The following is an 18521-nucleotide window of genomic DNA, read 5'->3' as shown; positions in this document are numbered from 1 at the left end:
CGCGTCGCCCCCGATCAAGCCCGTTGCATTCAACCGCGACGGCGCAGCGCTTCGATACGGTCTTCCAGTGGCGGGTGGGTCATGAGCAGGCCGGCCAGGCCATGCTTGAGGCCACCGTTGATGCCGAAGGCGTTCAGCGAGTCGGGCATCTGCACGGGAACGCCCTGCTCGGAGCGCAGGCGCTGCAGCGCACCGATCATCGCGTTGGTGCCGGCCAGCCGGGCACCGGCTTCGTCGGCGCGGAACTCCCGGCGGCGCGAGAACCACATGACGATGACGCTGGCCAGGATACCCAGCACCAGTTCGGCAACGATGGTCGCGATGTAGTAGGCGATGCCCTGGCCTTGCTCGTTCTTGAAGATCACCTTGTCGACGAAGTTGCCGATGATTCGTGCGAAGAACATAACGAAGGTGTTCACCACGCCCTGCACCAGCGCCAGGGTGACCATGTCGCCGTTGGCCACGTGGCCGATCTCGTGGGCCAGCACCGCCTTGACCTCATCGGGCGAGAAACGCTCGAGCAGGCCCTGGCTGACGGCCACCAAAGCGTCGTTCTTGTTCCAGCCGGTGGCGAAAGCGTTGGCCTCGTAGGCCGGGAAGATGCCGACTTCGGGCATCTTGATGCCTGCCTCGCGCGACAGCTCCTCGACGGTCTGCAGCAGCCATTGTTCGTGACGGGTGCGCGGTTGGGTGATGATCTGCGTGCCGGTGCTCATCTTCGCCATCCACTTGGAGATGAACAGCGAGAACAGCGAACCGGCGAAGCCGAACACGGCGCAGAAGATCAGCAGCTGATTGAGGTTCAGATCCACCCCGTTGGCCGCCATGAACCCATTGAAGCCAAACAGGCTCAGGGTAATGCTGGCAATCAGCACAACCGCAAGGTTAGTGGCCAGAAACAGCAAGATGCGCATCATGGTTGTAACGTTCTCCTGACGGATAGAAGTGTTGCGTATGCGCTATATAAGGCCCGAGCCCGGTCGATTCAACCGGGGGACTATTTCAAACTGTGTATATGCGCACGGACACTTGAATACGTTCGGTTTTTACTGGCGATAATTCTTCAGGAAGCGGCCGATGCGACCGATGGCCTGCTCGAGGTCATCGACCCTCGGCAGCGTCACTACCCGGAAATGGTCCGGGTTGGGCCAGTTGAACGCCGTGCCCTGGACCACCAGCAGCTTTTCCGACAACAGCAGGTCGAGCACGAACTTCTCGTCGTTGAGGATCGGGCAGACCTTGGGATCGATGCGCGGGAAGGCGTAAAGCGCACCCATGGGCTTGACGCAGCTGACACCGGGAATGTCGTTGAGCAGCTCCCAGGTGCGGTTGCGCTGTTCCAGCAGGCGACCGTTGGGCAGCACCAGGTCGTTGATGCTCTGGTAGCCGCCCAGCGCGGTCTGGATCGCGTGCTGGCTCGGCACGTTGGCGCACAGGCGCATGTTGGCGAGGATGTCGATGCCTTCGATGTAGCTCTGGGCGTTGTGCTTGGGCCCCGAAATGGCGATCCAGCCGGAACGGAAACCGGCCACGCGGTAGGATTTGGACAGGCCGTTGAAGGTCAGGCACAACAGGTCCGGGGCCAGCGAGGCGGTGCAGATGTGTACAGCATCGTCGTAGAGGATCTTGTCGTAGATCTCGTCGGAAAACACCACGAGGTTGTGCTGGCGAGCGATTTCCAGCATGCCCAGCAGCACTTCCCTGGAATACACGGCGCCGGTGGGGTTGTTCGGATTGATGATCACCATGGCCTTGGTGTTGGGGGTGATCTTGGCCTTGATATCGTCCAGGTCTGGCCACCAGTTGGCCTGCTCGTCGCAGAGGTAGTGCACGGCATGGCCGCCGGCCAGGCTGACCGAGGCTGTCCACAGCGGGTAGTCGGGCGCCGGGATCAGCACTTCGTCGCCATTGTTGAGCAAGGCCTGCAGCGACATGACGATCAGCTCGGAGACGCCGTTGCCCAGGTAGATGTCCTCGATGCCGACCCCTTCCACCTGCTTCTGCTGGTAGTACTGCATGACCGCCTTGCGCGCACTGAACAGGCCCTTGGAGTCGCTGTAGCCCTGGGCGGTGGGCAGGTTGCGGATGACATCCTGAAGAATTTCCACGGGTGCCTCGAAACCGAACGGCGCCGGGTTGCCGATGTTCAGCTTGAGGATGCGGTGGCCTTCCTCTTCCAGGCGCTTGGCGTGCTTGAGCACCGGCCCGCGGATGTCATAGCAGACGTTGGCGAGCTTGTTCGATTTGCTGAACTGCATGGTGAGGTCCCGAAAGATGGCAAGGCCCGCGCCGGCCCTGATGATGAAAAAAACGATTCGCTGCAACGCGGGTGACAGATTGCTGTCCAAAGGCGCAATCATACGTGCCGCCTGATCGTTGCAAAAGACACAGATCGGGCTTTTTGAACTGCCGAGGTGTACCGATGGGCAAGCTCACGCGAAGCGAAGAAGAATGGAAGAAAATGCTCGATCCCGAGCAGTACAATGTGTGTCGCCTGAGCGCGACCGAGCGGCCTTTCACGGGCAAGTACAACGACTTCAAGGGTGACGGCATCTTCACCTGCGTCGGCTGCGAAGAGCCGTTGTTCGACTCGCGCAGCAAATTCGATTCCGGCTGCGGCTGGCCGAGTTTCTCCGCACCGATCGGCGAGCAGGCGATGGTCGAGATCCGCGATACCACCCACGGCATGGTCCGTACCGAGGTCAAGTGCGCCACGTGCGACTCGCACCTGGGTCACGTGTTTCCCGACGGCCCGGCCCCGACCGGCCTGCGCTACTGCATCAACTCGGTGTGCCTGGACTTCCAGCCGCGGGCCGACCAGCCGGCATGACCTCTGACAAGAAAGCGACCATGAGCAAAGATCTTCTTTCCATCCCGTGCATCACCCTGGACGGCCAGCACAAGACCATCGGCGATTTCGCCGGCAAGGTCCTGCTGGTGGTCAATACGGCCAGCCAGTGTGGCTTTACGCCACAGTACAAGGGGTTGGAGGAGCTGTGGCAGACGTATCGCAAGCAGGGCCTGGTGGTGCTGGGGTTTCCCTGCAATCAGTTCGGCAATCAGGAGCCCGGCGATACCCTGGATATCGTGCAGTTCTGTGAAAAGAACTTCGGCGTGAGCTTCCCGATGTTTCGCAAGATCGATGTCAATGGCGACCTGACCCATCCGCTGTTCGTGCAGCTCAAAAAACGCGCGCCGGGGCTGTTCGGGTCGGAGAAGGTGAAATGGAATTTCACCAAGTTCCTGGTGGCGCCCGACGGCAGCGTCAAGCGCTTCGCGCCATTGACCAAACCCGCCGCGCTGGCCCACGAGATCGAAATGGCGCTGCGCTGAATCTGGAAATAGCGCTGCGCTGAACCTGGTTGCTATTCAGGTACCCACTGGTCGATCAGCATGACCAGTTCTTCTCGGCGGAACGGCTTGGCCAGATAGTCGCTCATGCCCGCCGCGCGGCAGCGCTCGCGTTCTTCGGGCATGGCATTGGCCGTCAGCGCCACGATCGGCAGCTGCGGCCAGCGCCCGCTTCGACGAATCTGCCGGCTGGCTTCGTAGCCATCCATGACCGGCATGTTGCAGTCCATCAGCACCAGGTCGAACTCGTGTTTCTCCAACTCGCTGAGTGCCTCGCCACCGTGCGCGGCCACGGTGACCTCACACCCCAGCTTGCTCAGCATGCCTTTGGCCACCAGCTGATTCACCGGGTTGTCCTCCACCAGCAGGATGCGTGCCCGCCGTTGCGCGCTGCGCCGGTTGGCCAGGTGGTCGAGCGCGGTGGGTTCGTCACCCACCAGGCTGCGGCGCAACGCCTGATACAGTGCATTGCGTGCCAGCGGCCGGGCTTGCTGCTGCAACGGCATCAGCGCGTTGGCCTGCTCGGTGGGCAGGAAGTTGCCGTAGGCGGTCACCAGCAGAATCGGTGCCTGGATGCCGGGACGCAGGCCGAACAGGCAGTCCAGGCTGTCGGTGACGACCAGGTCTGGAGTGATACCGGTAAGGTCCGCGCCCAGGTCGTAGCGCTGGTAATCGATGCCCCATAGCGGCAGCAGATCGTGCAACAGCTCTGCCAGGCCGCTGCCGGCGTGCCCGACCAGCAACACCTGGCCACGCAGCAACGGCGGAACGTAGGCCGGACTGTGCGCCATGAGCGGCAGGTCGGCATAGAACTGGCTGCCGAAACCGGCCTCCGAGCTGATGCTCAGGCGTCCCTGCATGGCCTCGCAAAGGTTGTTGGTCAGGGCCAGGCCCAGGCCCGTGCCGCCGAACTGCCGGGTGATGCCGGCGCCGGCCTGGGTGAAGGGCTGGAAGATCTTGACCTGCGCTTCCTGGGCGATACCGATCCCGGTGTCGCTGACTTCGATGCGCACGCCACCCGGACGGGTATAGAGGCGCACGTCGACGCGGCCGAAGCGGGTGAATTTCAATGCGTTGGACAACAGGTTGCTGACGATCTGCCGAACCCGGGTGGGGTCGCCCAGGACCAGGGCGGGAAAGTGCGGGTCGATCAGGCAGGTCAGCTCGACGCTGGGCGCCGCGTTCTGCGACAGCAGGTTGGCGGTGTCTTCGATCAGGGCGCCGAGGTCGAAGGGGATGCGCTCCAGCTCCAACTGGCCGGCGTCGAACTTGGACAGGTCGAGGATATCGTTGAGCAACTCGACCAGCACCTTGCCCGAGTCGTGGGCGATGGACAGTTGCTGACGCTGCTCGGCGTTGAGCGGGCTGTCCAGCGACAGGGCAATCATGCCCAGCAGGCCGTTGAGCGGGGTACGAATCTCATGACTCATGTTGGCCAGGAAGGAGGCGCGCGCCTGGGCCATGTCCAGGGCCGTGCGGCGAGCCTTTTCCAGCTCTTCGTTGGACATGCTCAGTCGGGTGTTGCTGGCCTTGAGCTCGGTGGTCCGCGCCGACACGATGTTTTCCAGCTCACCCAGGTACTCGGTCAAGCGATTCTCGGCGCTGCGCCGCTGCTGGATCTCCGTGGCCATGCTGATGAACTGCTGGTTGGCGACCTTCACCAGCACGCCGATCTCGTCGTGCTCGTGGCCCGGCGGGTAGTCCAGGCGCGCGGGCTTGGGCTGATGCGGATCGCTGCTGCTCAAGGCTCGGATCACCCGGTTGAGGGGCTTGGTCAGCATCAGGTAGAAAAAGCCAAGCAGCATGCCGGTGAGCAGCGCCGTGCGCAGGAAGCCGCTGGCCAGGGTGATTTCAGCGCGGCGCAGGAAACGGTTGCCGATGGCGAAGGTGTCGACGCTCAGTTGCAGGGTGCCCAGGCGGTCGTTGGGCATGTGCGACAGAAACAGGGGGTCTTCGTACTGGCGCTGGGCGTCGAAGAGTATGTCGCTGAGGAAGCGGTAGCTGCTTTCCAGGCGCGGTCGTTGCACGCTGGCCAGCACATTGCCGTTGTTGTCCGTCAGCCGCGCGCCGGTGATCGACTCCGACTGCAGCAGGCCCAGGGTGAGTTCCTTGGCGAGTTCGGCATCGATGTTGTAGGCGATGCGCGAAGCCGGGTTGTGACTGATTTCGAGCAGCGAGCGCATCTGCCGATCGATGGCTTCGTTGACATTGGAATAATCGATGCCGATCTGGATAACACTGAGCAAAGCCCCCAGAATGAAGCCGACCAGTACCGTCAGGCGTGCTTGTTTATAGGACAGCCGCTGGGTGAATTTTATATCCATGGGTACTGGGCCAATTTCCATTCCGTGCGCAGGGCCAAAGCATGGACCATGTGTGAGCGCCGCAGCGTGCGACGGCATGTCCGCCTTGCCGAACCTTTTACACGCAACTTGCCTTGAGGAAAAGTCGTGGACTCTCGTTTGAATGCCTTTCTTGAGCGCGCCGAATCCGTGCTGGCGCGGCTCGAGCCGTTGCTGCCCGCGCTTCGCGGCGAAATCGACTGGAATCAGTGCCTGGCCGCGCGCTGGCAGCGTGAAGGCCGCAGCGGCTACCTGTTGCCGCTGGAGGTGAGCCTGGACATGCGTCTGAGCGACCTCATCGGTGTCGACCAGCAGCGCCAGCAGCTGGCGCGCAACACCCAGCAGTTTCTCGATGGCCACCCAGCCAACCATGCGTTGCTGTGGGGATCGCGCGGCACCGGCAAGTCATCGCTGGTGCGCGCACTGCTTGCCGAACATGCGGGCGCAGGGCTGCGCCTGATCGAGATCGAGCGCGACCATCTGGCCGACCTGCCGCGGGTGGTCGAGCAGTTGCAGAGACTGCCGCAGCGTTTCGTGCTGTTTTGCGACGACCTTTCGTTCGAAGCGGGCGAGGGCGACTACCGGGTGCTCAAGAGCGTGCTCGACGGCTCCCTCGAGCAGGCGCCTGACAATGTGCTGCTGTATGCAACCTCCAACCGTCGCCATCTGGTCCCCGAGCATCAGAGCGACAACGAGAACTGGTCCCGGGTCGACGGCGAGTTGCACCCCAGCGAAGCGGTCGAAGACAAGATCGCCCTGTCCGACCGGTTTGGCCTGTGGCTGTCGTTCTATCCGTTCACCCAGGAGCACTTCCTGCGTGTGGTGGAACACTGGATCGGCGAACTCGCTCGCGACAGCGGCCTGCAATGGTCGCGTGACGAGCAACTGGATATCCTTGCCGTGCGCTGGGCGACCGGACGGGGCAACCGCAACGGCCGCTGCGCCTATCAATTTGCCCGTTACTGGGTAGGCCTCAAACTGCTGGAGCAACAAGCATGATCGATTTGCACGCCGCAGGCGCGGGGCTGGAAGGCTACCGCATGCTGTGCGCTCAACTGCAATCGCTGTTGGCCGACGAGCGTGATTTCGTCGCCAATGCGGCGCAATTCTCGGCGTTTCTGTTCAACCAGGTCGACGACCTGAACTGGGCGGGCTTCTACCTCAACCGCAACGAGGAGCTGGTACTGGGGCCCTTTCAGGGCCAGGTGGCCTGCGTGCGCATTGCGTTTGGCCGTGGCGTCTGCGGGGCCGCTGCAGCGACCCGGCAGACCCAGCGGGTCGAGGACGTACATGCGTTCCCCGGGCACATCGCCTGCGACAGCGCATCGAACAGCGAACTGGTGATTCCGCTGGTCAAGGACGGCGCGCTGATCGGCGTACTGGATCTGGACAGCCCACGTACTGCTCGCTTCAGCGAAGCGGACCAGCAGGGCCTGGAACAGCTGGCGGCGATCTTCCTCGAAGCGACCGATTGCAGCCGCTACTGAAGCGCCAGCCTGTTCAGTCGTAGTTGGTCTTCTTCTGGAACGGGTCTTCCTTCTCGTCGGCCTTCAAACCGTCGGTGAGTTCGTTGACTTCGTTCCCGGTCGGCTCCATCTGGCTGAGCACCATGGCATTGGTGCGCTTGAGCATCTTCTGCAAGTACTCCAGCTGCTCTTGGTAGAGCGCAGCGTCGGGTTGGCCCTTGAGGTATTGCACACCCCGCTCGAATGCCAGCCGCGCGCGGCCCGGCTGGCCCTCTCCCAGCAGTTGCTGGCCCAGGTTGTTGAAGAACTCGATGTGCAGCAGGACCAGAATGCTGCGGATCTCGCGGCCCCAGTGCTTGGTTTCGGCCGCGTTTAGAAAGCCCTCCTGAGCGGCACGCGTGACCTGCGCATGCAAAGCTTCGAGCAGAAAGCGCACTTCCTTGGCCTGGTCTTCGGTCAGGATCGGGAAGGGCGGATTGCTGATTGCAATGTCATCGCCCTTGGCGATCTCACCTTGCAGCTCTTCAAGGCGCGTCTTGAGCGGCGCGTTCTGCCTGTCGAGCAGCAGCAGGCGCTGGCTGATGTTCAGCTCCAGCCGGGTAAGCAGTTGCTTGAGGGCAGGGGTCATCAGCTGGCCGGGGAACGTCTCGCCGATGCGCCCGCAGCGGCGCAGGCGGTCGGTGAGCTCGAGCTTGTCGCGCGCCTTGGCCAGCTTGTTGCTCTCGACCATGTTGTTGAGCAGGCCGATGACGATAAGGATGGCGATCCCCGTTACGATGAACAGGGTGATCATGAGTGGAGTCACCGGGGAGCTCTCGAGGTTGAGTGAGGTTGAAGTGTAGGGCCGGTCTGCCGACACCGATAGCACAACACGCTGCAACGCATTTATAGAGGTACCAGCGCTGTCCGTCGCAACTATGGCTTTGTGCTATTACTGCTGTCAAAAGCTTATTCATGTCCACGTGTCTCGCTGCTTCATCAGCACGCCCGGCTGGCCTGCAAAGCACGGTGAAGTCATTGATTTAAATAAATTTATAACAGGGGGTTGACGACCCTCGAAAGCATCCATAGAATGCGCGCCACTTGCAGCGTAAAGCACACAGCGAAGCGCGGCAGGAAGTGAAGTTGTAGCGTGTCCCCTTCGTCTAGTGGCCTAGGACACCGCCCTTTCACGGCGGTAACAGGGGTTCGAGTCCCCTAGGGGACGCCAATTGCGGGAATAGCTCAGTTGGTAGAGCACGACCTTGCCAAGGTCGGGGTCGCGAGTTCGAGTCTCGTTTCCCGCTCCAGTTTAAGCAGTGTGGCCTTCGGGCGGCACTGAGTGAAACCAGCATCCAGTCTTCGGACTTGGGTCTGGGCGCCGGAATACACACCATGTGTTTCGGTCAGCGTGTCCCCTTCGTCTAGTGGCCTAGGACACCGCCCTTTCACGGCGGTAACAGGGGTTCGAGTCCCCTAGGGGACGCCAATTGCGGGAATAGCTCAGTTGGTAGAGCACGACCTTGCCAAGGTCGGGGTCGCGAGTTCGAGTCTCGTTTCCCGCTCCAGTTTAAGCAGTGTGGCCTTCGGGCGGCACTGAGTGAAACCAGCATCCAGTCTTCGGACTTGGGTCTGGGCGCCGGAATACACACCATGTGTTTCGGTCAGCGTGTCCCCTTCGTCTAGTGGCCTAGGACACCGCCCTTTCACGGCGGTAACAGGGGTTCGAGTCCCCTAGGGGACGCCAATTGCGGGAATAGCTCAGTTGGTAGAGCACGACCTTGCCAAGGTCGGGGTCGCGAGTTCGAGTCTCGTTTCCCGCTCCAGTTTAAGCAGTGTGGCCTTCGGGCGGCACTGAGTGAAACCAGCATCCAGTCTTCGGACTTGGGTCTGGGCGCCGGAATACACACCATGTGTTTCGGTCAGCGTGTCCCCTTCGTCTAGTGGCCTAGGACACCGCCCTTTCACGGCGGTAACAGGGGTTCGAGTCCCCTAGGGGACGCCATTGCGGGAATAGCTCAGTTGGTAGAGCACGACCTTGCCAAGGTCGGGGTCGCGAGTTCGAGTCTCGTTTCCCGCTCCAAATTCAATGAAAACGCCGCTCAGAGATGAGCGGCGTTTTTGTTCGTGCGTGATTTATGAGTCATGCACCGTGGCGTGCCTTTCGCGGCCGATGACCGCTCCTACGCAGTAGCGAGCCGACCGTAGGAGCGGTCATCGGCCGCGAAGGGTTCACTGCGGGCTGTCAGGCTGAACCCGGCGCCGATGGGGGATGTCGTCGTCGGCAATCAATACCCGTTCCATTGCCCGCGGGAAATCACCGTAGTTGTACACCGGGTAATGCAATGCCCCACGGTTGTCCCAGAACGCTACATCTCCGGCTTGCCACTTGAAACGCACCTGGTACTCCGGGTTGCTCACTTCCTTGAGCAACAGGCCGACGATCTCGCGGCTTTCTTCCAGTGACAGACCCAGAATTTGCGGTGACATCGAAAAGTTGATGAACAACGCATCTTCGCCCGTCTCCGGATGCGTACGCACCAGCGGGTGCGCGAGGATCGGGTAGTTGTAGCCGACCTTGTCCAGCGCGGGTTTGAAGTTGTGGGTGACGAAGGCATTGTCGATGCGCTCGCGCAGGGCCGCCGGCAGGCTGCGGTACACCAGCCCGGTGTCGGCCCAGAGCGTGTCGCCGCCGGTTTCGGGCAGCGACACCGCGCGTAGCACGGCGCCGAAGGTGGGTTTGAGCATCCAACTGGTATCGGTATGCCAACGGCCCTTGCGGGCGTCGCCGTAACGGTCGCGGGCTTCACTTCCCAGAATCAGGTGGGCGTTGGGACGCTCGTGGTCCTGCTTCTGGGTGGTCGGATGCTGGTACAGCTCGCCGAACTGACGGGCGAACGCCAGTTGCTGGGCGGTATCGATGTGCTGGTCACGGAAGAACAACACTTTGTGCTTGAGCAGCAAGGCACGTATTTCATCACGGGCGTGCGCGTCGAGTGGGCGTCGCAGATCCACGCCCTCGATCTGCGCGCCGATGGTCGGCTCCAGCGCAGTGGCGCGGATCGCCGTGGCAGGGCGCGGTATTTTTTCGGCAAACATGGCAGATGTCCTTTGCAATCGAGTGCCGGAGCCCACGGCCACGGCGGGTGGGGAAAGGGAATTCAGGCCACTTCTTCGTTGCGGCGCGCGGTTGCGTTGCGATTGGCCGGCACCTCGAGGCCGAGGTTGTCGCGCAAAGTCAGGCCGGGGTACTCGGTGCGCAACAGGCCGCGTTGCTGAAGGATCGGCACCACGTAGCGGGTGAAGTATTCAAGGCCGTTGGGCAACAGCGAGTTGATGATGAAGCCATCGGCGGCGTGACCCTCGAACCAGGCTTGCACCGCGTCGGCGACTTCTTCTGGCAGGCCGACGAAATCCCGGTCGGGCTTGGCGAAGCGCAGCGCCACTTGGCGCAAGGTCAGGTTCTCTTCACGGGCCACGTGCTTGATACGCTCGGACGTACCTTTGTGGCTGTTGGCGCCCAGATCGCCCAGATCGGGGAAGGCCGCGTCCAGGTCATGCCCGTTGAAGTTGTAGTCATTGAACGGGCGGCCGAGGGCGACGATGGCGTCTTCGATGCCCACCAGGTCTGCAGCTTCCTGATAGCGGCGCTCGACCTCGTCGCGGTCCCGGCCCACGATCGGGCTGATGCCGGGCAGGATGAACAGTTTGTCCGGGTTGCGACCGGCCTTCGCCGCACGTTGCTTGAGGTCCTGGTAATAGGCGTGCGACTCGGTGAACGACTCGTGCCGGCAGAAGATCGCATCGGCATTCTGCGCGGCGAAGTTGCGGCCGTCCTCGGAAACGCCGGCCTGGAAGATCACCGGTTGACCCTGGCGCGAGCGGGCGATGTTCAGGGGTCCCTTGACCTGGAAGAATTCGCCCTGATGGTTCAGTGCGTGCAGCTTGCTGCGGTCGAAAAACTCGCCGGTGGCCTTGTTGCGGGTAAAGGCGTCGTCTTCCCAGGAATCCCACAGCCCCTTGACCACATCCACGTGCTCCCGGGCGATGCGGTAGCGAACGGCATGGGGCGGGTGCTCGGCCTTGCTGAAGTTGTCGGCGGTGCCGGACAGCCAGGAGGTGACCACGTTCCAGCCGGCGCGCCCGCCACTGATGTGGTCGAGCGAAGCCAATTGCCGCGCCACCTGGTAGGGCTCGGTGTAGCTGACCGTGATGGTAGCCACCAAGCCGATGTGCTCGGTAGTGGCGGCCAGCGCCGAGAGCAGGGTGAGCGGCTCGAAGCGATTGAGGTAGTGCGGGCTCGAGCGTTCGTGAATGTGCAGGCTGTCGGCGATGAAGGCGAAGTCGAAGCGCGCCTCTTCGGCCAGCCGCGCCTGCTGTTGGTAGTAGCGCAGGTTGGTGCTGGCGTCGGCCAACGCCTGCGGATGGCGCCACTCGCCCCAGCCGTGCCCCACACCGTGGATCATGGCGCCCAGTTTCAGTTGTCGTGTGCTCATGGGAATCTCCTGTTATGGCGCGCTGGCCAGTGGGGTTTGGGTGGGTGCACGGTAGGCGTTGAAATGCTTGTCGAAACCTTGGGCAACCTTGACCGGCTGGGCCAGCACGCCTTCCTCCAGATAGATGTCGGCGGTTTGCTGCAGGTCGGCGATCACCGCGTCGGTGATCTCGGCGCGGGTGTAGCGGGTCTCGTTGACCGAGGCCAGGTGCACCGCCAGGGGCAGGCGGGTGACCTGAGCCTGAGCTGCGGCGAACTCGTCGTGGTGGGTGTTGGCCCATTGGTAGGCACGCTCCAGGCGCACGACGAAGTCCTCGACCTGCGCGCGCTTGGTTTCAGTGGCTTGCTGCGTGGCGACCAGGTAGGTGTTGTTGGTCAGCAGGTCGGTGCCCTTGCGCAGGATGCGGGCGTTGCCTTGGTTCAGCGCAATGGTGGTGTAGGGGTCCCAGGTCGACCAGGCGTCGGCGTCGCCGGACTGCAGGGCGCCTTGCGCATCGCTGGGCAGCAGGTTGACGAAGGTGATGTCGGACGTCTTCAGGCCCGCGTCACGCAAGGCCTTGATCACCAGGAAGTGGCCGATGGAACCGCGATTGGTGACGACCCGCTTGCCCTGGAGGTCGGCGACCGACTGCAGCGGCGAGTCCTTGGGCACCAGGATGGACGTGGTATAGCGGCCTTCGAAATGGGTAATGCTGACGGCCTTGAGCGGCGCGCCGGAACCCAGCGCGAAGACATAGGGCGCATCGCCCAGATAACCCACGTCCACCGCGCCGGCGTTCAACGCTTCGCCCAGCGGCGCGGCGGCTGCGAATTCCGAGAACTCGATGGGGTAGGGAACGTTCTTGAGTTCACCGGCGGCGGTGAGCAGCAGCTTCAGGGTGGATTTCTGATTGGCAACGCGCAATGGTTCGAGCTTGTCGGCCCAGGCCAGGGGGCCGGTGGCCAACAGCCCGACGGCCAGGACGAAAGTAAGGACACGGGAACGGGTCATGGACAGCGACTCCTGAAGAGGGATTGAGTTACCTCCACCAGGCGAGGGGTCGGTCTGCATTCAAGCTAAAGCTCTAACGAGGCGCTGTGAAATGACATTTAGTTCTAAGTTAATTATTCTTTTTATGAATTCTGTCGTCGGTCGAATATGCGTGGCTAGCATATTTTTGTATGGGTCTGTCTCGTAGGAGCGGTCCGTGGCCGCGAAGGGGCGCTCCGGTCGTTCAGGCGTACCGCGGTGCTTTCTTCGCGGCCGATGACCGCTCCTACGGGGGTTGCGCGGAGTATTGTAGGAGCGGTCCGTGGCCGCGAAGGGGCGCTGCGGTGGTTCAGGCATACCGCGGTGCTTTCTTCGCGGCCGATGACCGCTCCTACGGGGATTGCGCGGAGTATTGTAGGAGCGGTCCGTGGCCGCGAAGGGGCGCTCCGGTCGTTCAGGCGTACCGCGGTGCTTTCTTCGCGGCCTATGACCGCTCCTACGGGGGTTGCGCGGAGTATTGTAGGAGCGGTCCGTGGCCGCGAATGGGCGCTGCGGTGGTTCAGGCGTACCGCGGTGCTTTCTTCGCGGCCGATGACCGCTCCTACGGGGGGCGGGATGACGTGGCTCAGGCCAGGGCGCGTTGGCGCTTGCCGGGGACGGCGTCCAGCAGCGCCTGGGTGTAGGCGTTCCCCGGATGGTTGAACAGCTGCGCAGTGGGGCCCTGGTCGACGATGCGGCCCTGGCGCATGACCAGCACCTCATCGGCGACGTTGGCAATCACTGCCAGGTCATGGGAGACGATGACGTAGGCGATGCCCAGCTCGCGTTGCAGCTCGTCGAGCAGATCGAGGATCTGCCGCTGCACCGAAACGTCCAGGGCCGACACCGGCTCGTCCAGCAGCAGAAGGTCGGGCTGCAGTGCCAGGGCCCGGGCGATGGCCACACGCTGGCGCTGGCCGCCGGACAGCTCCCTGGGCAAGCGGTCGAGGAAGTGGGCCGGCAGATGCACCCGTTCGATCAATTCACGCGCAGCCCGATCGAGCGCCGCCCCTCGGGCCAGGCCGAACGAGACGAGAGGTTCGACGATGCTGTCGAAGATCGACAAGCGCGGGTCCAGCGCTGCGAACGGGTTCTGCTGCACCAGTTGCATGCGCCGACGCAGCGGCCGGAATTGTCGCCAGCCGAAATCGGTCACGTCCTGCTCGGCAAACTCGATGCGGCCGCTGTCGGCTTTCTCCAGCCCCAGGGCAATGCGCAACGCCGTGCTTTTGCCCGACCCGGATTCGCCGACGATGCCCAGGGTCTGCCCGGCGCAGACCTTGAAGCTGACATCGGCCAGCGCCTGGAAGCGGTCGGCCTGGCCACGGACCCGTGGCAGCCGGTAATGCTTGTTCACCGCAGTCAGCGCCAGCAGCGGCGGTTGCCCTGGCGCAGCCGCAGCGCGCGGTGCGCGGGGCTCGGCGAAGGCTGGCGCGGCGGCGATCAAGGCGCGGGTGTAAGGCTGGGTCGGCTTGGCCAGTACCTGCTGCGGCGTGCCGTGCTCGACCAGCCTCCCGGATTTCATCACCAGCACCCGGTCGGCGCGGTCGGCGGCCACGCCCAGGTCGTGGGTGATGATCAGCAACGAGATGCCACGCTCGCGCACCAGCCCCTCGAGATGATCGAGAATCCGCTGCTGCACGGTCACATCCAGCGCACTGGTCGGCTCATCGGCGATGATCAAGCGCGGGTTGCCGGCCAGCGCGATGGCGATCAGCACGCGTTGACGCATGCCGCCGGAGAGCTCGTGAGGGTACTGCCGGGCGCGCAGCGTCGGGTTGTCCAGGCCGACCTGGGCGAGCAGCTCGCCGACATCGTTGTCTACCCCCCGGTAGCGCCCACCTCTGGCCAGCACCAGTGCCTCGGCGATCTGCACGCCGATGCGCTGGGTGGGGTTGAGGCTGACCATCGGGTCTTGAGGCACCAGGCCGATGGTGCGGCCGCGCAGTTGGCGCTTGACGCGTTCGCTGGCCTGGCTCAGGTCCTGCCCGGCCACCACCAGCCGACCGGCAGTCAGCACGGCGCTGTCAGGCAGCAAGCCGAGCATAGCGTTGGCCACAGTGGTCTTGCCCGAGCCCGATTCTCCGACGATGGCCAGGGTCTCGCCCTGGGCCAGGCTGAACGATACATCCGTCACCGCCTGGGTGTGCTGCGCACCCTGGCGGTAGGCGATGCCCAGGTTGTGGACTTCAATGAGCGCGTTCATCGCTTGATCTCTTCAAGGGTGCGGGCCAGGTGATTGAGGCTGAACACCACGGCCACGACAAAGACGCCGGGCAACAGCGCCACCCATGGCGCGGTGATCAGAAAATGCCGGCCGGTGGCAATCAGCGTGCCCCATTCCGGCGCCGGTGGCGCGGCGCCGAAACCCAGGAAACTGAGGCCTGCGGTGGCCAGAATGGCGGCGCCGAAGTCCAGGGTGGCGAGCACGGCGACCGGCCCCCAGGCGTTGGGCAGGATGTGCCGCCACAACGTCTGCAACCAGCTCGCGCCGCCCAAGCGGGCGGCCTCCACGTAGGGCAGGGTCTTCACCCGCAACACCTCGGCACGGGTGGTGCGGGCAAAACCGGGAATGATCCCTACACCCACGGCAAGGGCTACCGGCAAGGTGCCGAAGCCGATGGCGGTGACGATGGCCAGCGCCAGCAGCAAGCCAGGCAGGGCCAGCAGCACGTCGATCACGCGCATGATCAGCGCATCCACGCGGCCCCCGGCGAACCCCGACAGCACGCCCAGGCTCAAGCCGCCGAGCAGGGCCAGGCCAACCGCCAGCAGCGCTGCCTGAATCGACAGGCTGGCGCCGTGGATCACGCGGGTATACAGGTCGCGGCCCAGCTCGTCGGTGCCGAACCAATGGGTGGCGTTGGGCGCGGTGAGCTTGGCCAGCGGCGCCGTGGCATTGGGGTCGAAGCCGCTCAGCACGCCCGGTGCCAGCGCAGCCAGCAAAGCAAAGGCGACTACCAGCGCGGCCAGCATGAAGCCGGGCCGGCGCAACAGGGGACGTGAAGCGCTGAGCAGGCGTGACCAGCGATTGCGCCGTCGCCATGGCGTGGTGGCCTCCACTGGCAATGGCGCGGATGGCGTCGTAGCCGGCAAGCGTTGTATCGACGGCGAGCCGAACCGACGGTCGAGATTGTGCACGGCGTTGGATGAAGGCATGAGCGGAATCCTTGGCAGGCCTAGGCCGCACTGGGCGCACGGGGCGCGTGGGTGATACGGGGGTCGAACATCGGGTAGAGCAGGTCCACCAACAGGTTCACCACCACGAAAGCGGCCGCGGAGATGGCGACGATCGCCAGCACCACCGGAATGTCCTGGCGCAGTACCGCTTCCTGGGCCAGGCGCCCGACACCGTTGCGGCTGAAAATGGTTTCCACCAGCACCGCACCCGACACGGTGTTGCCGACCTGCAGGCCGAACAGCGTGAGAATCGGCAGCGCGGCGTTCTTCAGGCCGTGGCGGTACTGCACCTGGGCGCGGCTCAGACCTTTGGCGTAGGCCGTGGTGATGTAGGGCTCGCGCCACACGTGCTGAAATCCGCGTTGCAGCACCTGGGCATACACCGCCGCGCTGGGGATCGCCAGGGTGATGGCCGGCAGCACCAGGCTGTCCAGGCCCTGACTGCCGGTGGCGGGGAACCAGCCCAGGCCGAAGGCGAACACCTGGATCAGTAGCAGGCCCAGCCAGAATACCGGCACCGAGAACCCCAGCGACGGCAGGCGCGCCATGGCCGATTGCAGGGGTTGCCAGCGCACGTAGGCGGTCAGGTAGGCCAGACCGATGCCGCCTATCAACGACAGCACGATGGCCGACCCGGCCAGGGTCAGGGTTTGTGGCAGGCGCTCGGCCAGCAGCGCAGTCACCGGCCGGTTGAGCGACAGCGACTGACCGAAGTCACCGTGCAGGGCCCGCCAGAGCAGATGCCCGTACTGCTCGAACAGGCCGCGATCCAGTCCGTAGTAGGCACGTGCCTTGGCCAGGTCCGCTGGCGACAGCGCATCGACTTCCAGGCCCGAGGCGCTGAGCATGATCGACAGCGTATCGCCGGGCAGCAGGTAGAGGATGAAGTAGGTAATGGTATAGGCGCCCCATAGCACCAGCAGCGCCTGGCCGACACGCCCCAGCAGGTAACGGTTCATGGCGTGCCGACCTCGATGTCACCGAGGAAGGCGAAGCCTTCTGCGGTCCAGTGGAAGTTCTTCACCCGATCCGCCGTGGCTGCCTGCCAGACACGCTCGTAGATCGGGATGGCCGAGGCCTCGTCCACCAGCAGGTCCTGCAGATCGCCGTACGCCTTGGCGCGTTGCTCGGCTCGAGTGGCAGTGATGCCAGCGTCGAACAGCGCGGTGGCCCGGTTCAGGGTCGCCGGTTCGTAGGTATTGGTGGCCAGGGTCGAGCTGTTGGCGCTGCGCGGATCGAGAATGGTCTGCAGAATGATCGGATCGGCGCGGGTCATGTAGGTGGACGTCAGGTCGTAGTTGCCCTGGGCATTGGCGGCGGTCCATTCGGCGCGGGTCACCACGTTGAGTTTCAGGTCGATACCCACCTTGCGCAGTTGATCCTGAACCAGCACATCGCCGGCCGTTTCACTGCCGTTGATGTTGTAGGCCAGGCTCAGGCGCTTGCCGTCCTTGTGTCGATAGCCATCGGCAGCCGGTGCCCAGCCTGCCTCGTCCAGCAAGCGTGCGGCGCCGACAGCGTCGTAGCCAAGCTTGGCGCCCTGGGCCTTGAAGTAGGGCGTGGTGCTGTCGTACACACCGTCGACGACGGGGAAATCGGCGTTGTACACGGTGCTGGCGTAGCTCTTGCGGTCGATGGCCTTTAGCAGTGCCTGGCGCACTTTCCTGTCGGCCAGCACGCGGCCGTTGCGGGTGTTGGGGTAGAGGTTCAGAGCCGGGCCAGGCAAGGCACGGCTCTGGATGGTCGCGCCCTTGCTCTGGTACAGCTTGAGGTCGACCTCCGAGAAGGGGTTGCGCGGCCACAGCACATCGACCTTGCCTTGCAGGAACAGGCCATTGCGCACGCTTTCCTCGGCGATGTAGCTGATGTCCACCGCATCGAGATGAGCGTCGGCCTTGTTCTTCATGTTCGCCGATGCCCAGTGGTAACCCGTGCGACGGGTCAGTCGGGCGCCGCTCTCCGGTGTGTAGTGCTCCAGCACGAAAGGCCCGGTGCCGATGATCTGGCCGAGCGAGCGCTGCTTGGCGGTCAACTGGTAGGAGGCCGGTGCAAGAATTGCCAGGTTGGTGGTGGACGTGGCCTGGAGGAAGCCGGCGTTGGGTCGTGACAGCACCAGTTTGACGGTGAAGTCGTCGAGCACTTCGGCATGGTCGTAGCCGGCCAGGTAGGTTGCGCCGAAGGTCGCCGGCAGCTCCTTGGCGAATGCCTTGTCGCTGTCGAACGCGGCCTTCACTGCCTGGGCGTCGAAGCGCTCGCCGTTGCTGAAGGTGACGTCGTCACGTAGTTGGAAAGTGTAGCTCAGGGCATCGTCGCTGATGTCCCAGCTCTTGGCCAACCAGGGAATGATCTTGCCGGTGTCCGGGTCCTGGTCGGTCAGTGATTCGGCGACGTTGCGCAGCAGCACGCGATGTTCGAGCCAATAGACCTGGAACGGGTCGACGCTGACCAGGGTGGTGTTGTCGCCGAAGAAGGCGATCTTGAGGGTCTTGTCGGCGTGTTCGGGGGCCGAGGGCGAGCAGCCCGCCAGTGCTGCGAGCAGTATGCCCAGTGCCAGCAGGCGGGGGCGTTGGGGCAGGTTCGAAGCCGATGGGTGGGTTGGGTGGGGCATGGGTGACTGTCCTTTGTAGTGCTGTGATCGGCTTGGGTTTGGGGTGCGGGCCTTCGCGGGCAGAGTCCCGCTCCCACAGAGGTTGGTAGTG

General features: G+C 63.7%; 15 protein-coding genes and 8 tRNA genes. 12 read left to right on the top strand and 11 right to left on the bottom strand.

Annotation, left to right across the window (positions count from 1 at the left end):
- Positions 1-29: 29 nt before the first annotated feature.
- Positions 30-917 carry a protease HtpX gene (htpX, locus tag IFT80_RS05475; RefSeq protein WP_043187206.1) on the bottom strand — a complete coding sequence of 296 codons (888 nt, stop codon included), beginning with the start codon at positions 915-917 and terminating at the stop codon, positions 30-32.
- A 129-nt stretch (positions 918-1046) separates the two neighbouring features.
- Entirely contained in the window at positions 1047-2258 is a 1212-nt protein-coding gene (locus IFT80_RS05470) for a pyridoxal phosphate-dependent aminotransferase (RefSeq protein ID WP_122479716.1), read from the bottom strand.
- A gap of 164 nt (positions 2259-2422) precedes the next feature.
- Between IFT80_RS05470 and msrB the strand changes: the two genes are divergently transcribed.
- The gene (msrB, locus tag IFT80_RS05465; RefSeq protein WP_122479301.1) at positions 2423-2830 is read left to right on the top strand and encodes a peptide-methionine (R)-S-oxide reductase MsrB; all 408 of its coding nucleotides are present in this window, start codon (positions 2423-2425) and stop codon (positions 2828-2830) included.
- 20 nt (positions 2831-2850) lie between these two features.
- Positions 2851-3333 carry a glutathione peroxidase gene (locus IFT80_RS05460; protein WP_122479300.1) on the top strand — a complete coding sequence of 161 codons (483 nt, stop codon included), beginning with the start codon at positions 2851-2853 and terminating at the stop codon, positions 3331-3333.
- A 32-nt stretch (positions 3334-3365) separates the two neighbouring features.
- Here IFT80_RS05460 and IFT80_RS05455 read toward each other — a convergent pair whose 3' ends face one another.
- Positions 3366-5675, bottom strand: a complete 2310-nt coding sequence (locus tag IFT80_RS05455) for a response regulator (protein WP_192057581.1) — start codon at positions 5673-5675, stop codon at positions 3366-3368.
- A 126-nt stretch (positions 5676-5801) separates the two neighbouring features.
- Here IFT80_RS05455 and IFT80_RS05450 point away from each other — a divergent pair, with 126 nt between their 5' ends.
- Both IFT80_RS05450 and IFT80_RS05445 read left to right on the top strand, forming a co-directional pair.
- Entirely contained in the window at positions 5802-6692 is an 891-nt protein-coding gene (locus tag IFT80_RS05450) for a DUF815 domain-containing protein (protein WP_192136942.1), read from the top strand.
- Positions 6689-7180, top strand: coding sequence for a GAF domain-containing protein (locus IFT80_RS05445; protein WP_192136941.1), 492 nt, complete (start codon positions 6689-6691; stop codon positions 7178-7180). The genes IFT80_RS05450 and IFT80_RS05445 overlap by 4 nt, the downstream gene beginning before the upstream one ends.
- A gap of 13 nt (positions 7181-7193) precedes the next feature.
- Here the strand turns inward: IFT80_RS05445 and IFT80_RS05440 are convergent, their stop codons facing one another.
- On the bottom strand, positions 7194-7964 hold the full coding sequence (locus IFT80_RS05440) for a hypothetical protein (protein WP_192136940.1): 771 nt from the start codon (positions 7962-7964) through the stop codon (positions 7194-7196).
- Positions 7965-8293: 329 nt separating this feature from the next.
- Between IFT80_RS05440 and IFT80_RS05435 the strand changes: the two genes are divergently transcribed.
- The 8 genes from IFT80_RS05435 to IFT80_RS05400 all read left to right on the top strand — a co-directional run bounded on the left by IFT80_RS05435 (position 8294) and on the right by IFT80_RS05400 (position 9221).
- A tRNA-Glu gene (locus IFT80_RS05435) sits at positions 8294-8369 on the top strand.
- 3 nt (positions 8370-8372) lie between these two features.
- A tRNA-Gly gene (locus IFT80_RS05430) sits at positions 8373-8448 on the top strand.
- A 103-nt stretch (positions 8449-8551) separates the two neighbouring features.
- Positions 8552-8627 (top strand) — tRNA-Glu (locus IFT80_RS05425).
- A gap of 3 nt (positions 8628-8630) precedes the next feature.
- Positions 8631-8706, top strand: a tRNA-Gly gene (locus IFT80_RS05420).
- Positions 8707-8809: 103 nt separating this feature from the next.
- A tRNA-Glu gene (locus IFT80_RS05415) sits at positions 8810-8885 on the top strand.
- A gap of 3 nt (positions 8886-8888) precedes the next feature.
- Positions 8889-8964 (top strand) — tRNA-Gly (locus IFT80_RS05410).
- Positions 8965-9067: 103 nt separating this feature from the next.
- A tRNA-Glu gene (locus tag IFT80_RS05405) sits at positions 9068-9143 on the top strand.
- A 2-nt stretch (positions 9144-9145) separates the two neighbouring features.
- Positions 9146-9221: transfer RNA gene (locus IFT80_RS05400), tRNA-Gly, on the top strand.
- A 149-nt stretch (positions 9222-9370) separates the two neighbouring features.
- On the opposite strand, the gene IFT80_RS05395 is transcribed toward IFT80_RS05400, so the two are convergent.
- The 7 genes from IFT80_RS05395 to IFT80_RS05365 form a co-directional block, all read right to left on the bottom strand.
- Entirely contained in the window at positions 9371-10237 is an 867-nt protein-coding gene (locus IFT80_RS05395; RefSeq protein WP_185793936.1) for a TauD/TfdA dioxygenase family protein, read from the bottom strand.
- A 62-nt stretch (positions 10238-10299) separates the two neighbouring features.
- Positions 10300-11634: an LLM class flavin-dependent oxidoreductase gene (locus IFT80_RS05390; RefSeq protein ID WP_192057579.1), complete on the bottom strand. Its 1335-nt coding sequence runs from the start codon at positions 11632-11634 to the stop codon at positions 10300-10302.
- A 12-nt stretch (positions 11635-11646) separates the two neighbouring features.
- Positions 11647-12624: an ABC transporter substrate-binding protein gene (locus IFT80_RS05385; protein WP_192136939.1), complete on the bottom strand. Its 978-nt coding sequence runs from the start codon at positions 12622-12624 to the stop codon at positions 11647-11649.
- A gap of 604 nt (positions 12625-13228) precedes the next feature.
- Positions 13229-14848: a dipeptide ABC transporter ATP-binding protein gene (locus IFT80_RS05380; protein ID WP_192136938.1), complete on the bottom strand. Its 1620-nt coding sequence runs from the start codon at positions 14846-14848 to the stop codon at positions 13229-13231.
- Positions 14845-15801, bottom strand: coding sequence for an ABC transporter permease (locus tag IFT80_RS05375; protein ID WP_192104060.1), 957 nt, complete (start codon positions 15799-15801; stop codon positions 14845-14847). The genes IFT80_RS05380 and IFT80_RS05375 overlap by 4 nt, the downstream gene beginning before the upstream one ends.
- 20 nt (positions 15802-15821) lie before the next feature.
- On the bottom strand, positions 15822-16781 hold the full coding sequence (locus tag IFT80_RS05370) for an ABC transporter permease (protein WP_192136937.1): 960 nt from the start codon (positions 16779-16781) through the stop codon (positions 15822-15824).
- Positions 16778-18430, bottom strand: a complete 1653-nt coding sequence (locus tag IFT80_RS05365) for an ABC transporter substrate-binding protein (RefSeq protein WP_192136936.1) — start codon at positions 18428-18430, stop codon at positions 16778-16780. Before IFT80_RS05365 ends, IFT80_RS05370 begins: the two co-directional genes overlap by 4 nt.
- Positions 18431-18521: the final 91 nt, after the last annotated feature.

This window comes from Pseudomonas sp. CFBP 8771, assembly GCF_014841695.1.
Taxonomy (GTDB): domain Bacteria; phylum Pseudomonadota; class Gammaproteobacteria; order Pseudomonadales; family Pseudomonadaceae; genus Aquipseudomonas; species Aquipseudomonas baltica.
The sequence above is the reverse complement of the archived record's forward strand: the minus strand, read 5'-3'. Positions and strand labels throughout refer to the sequence as shown.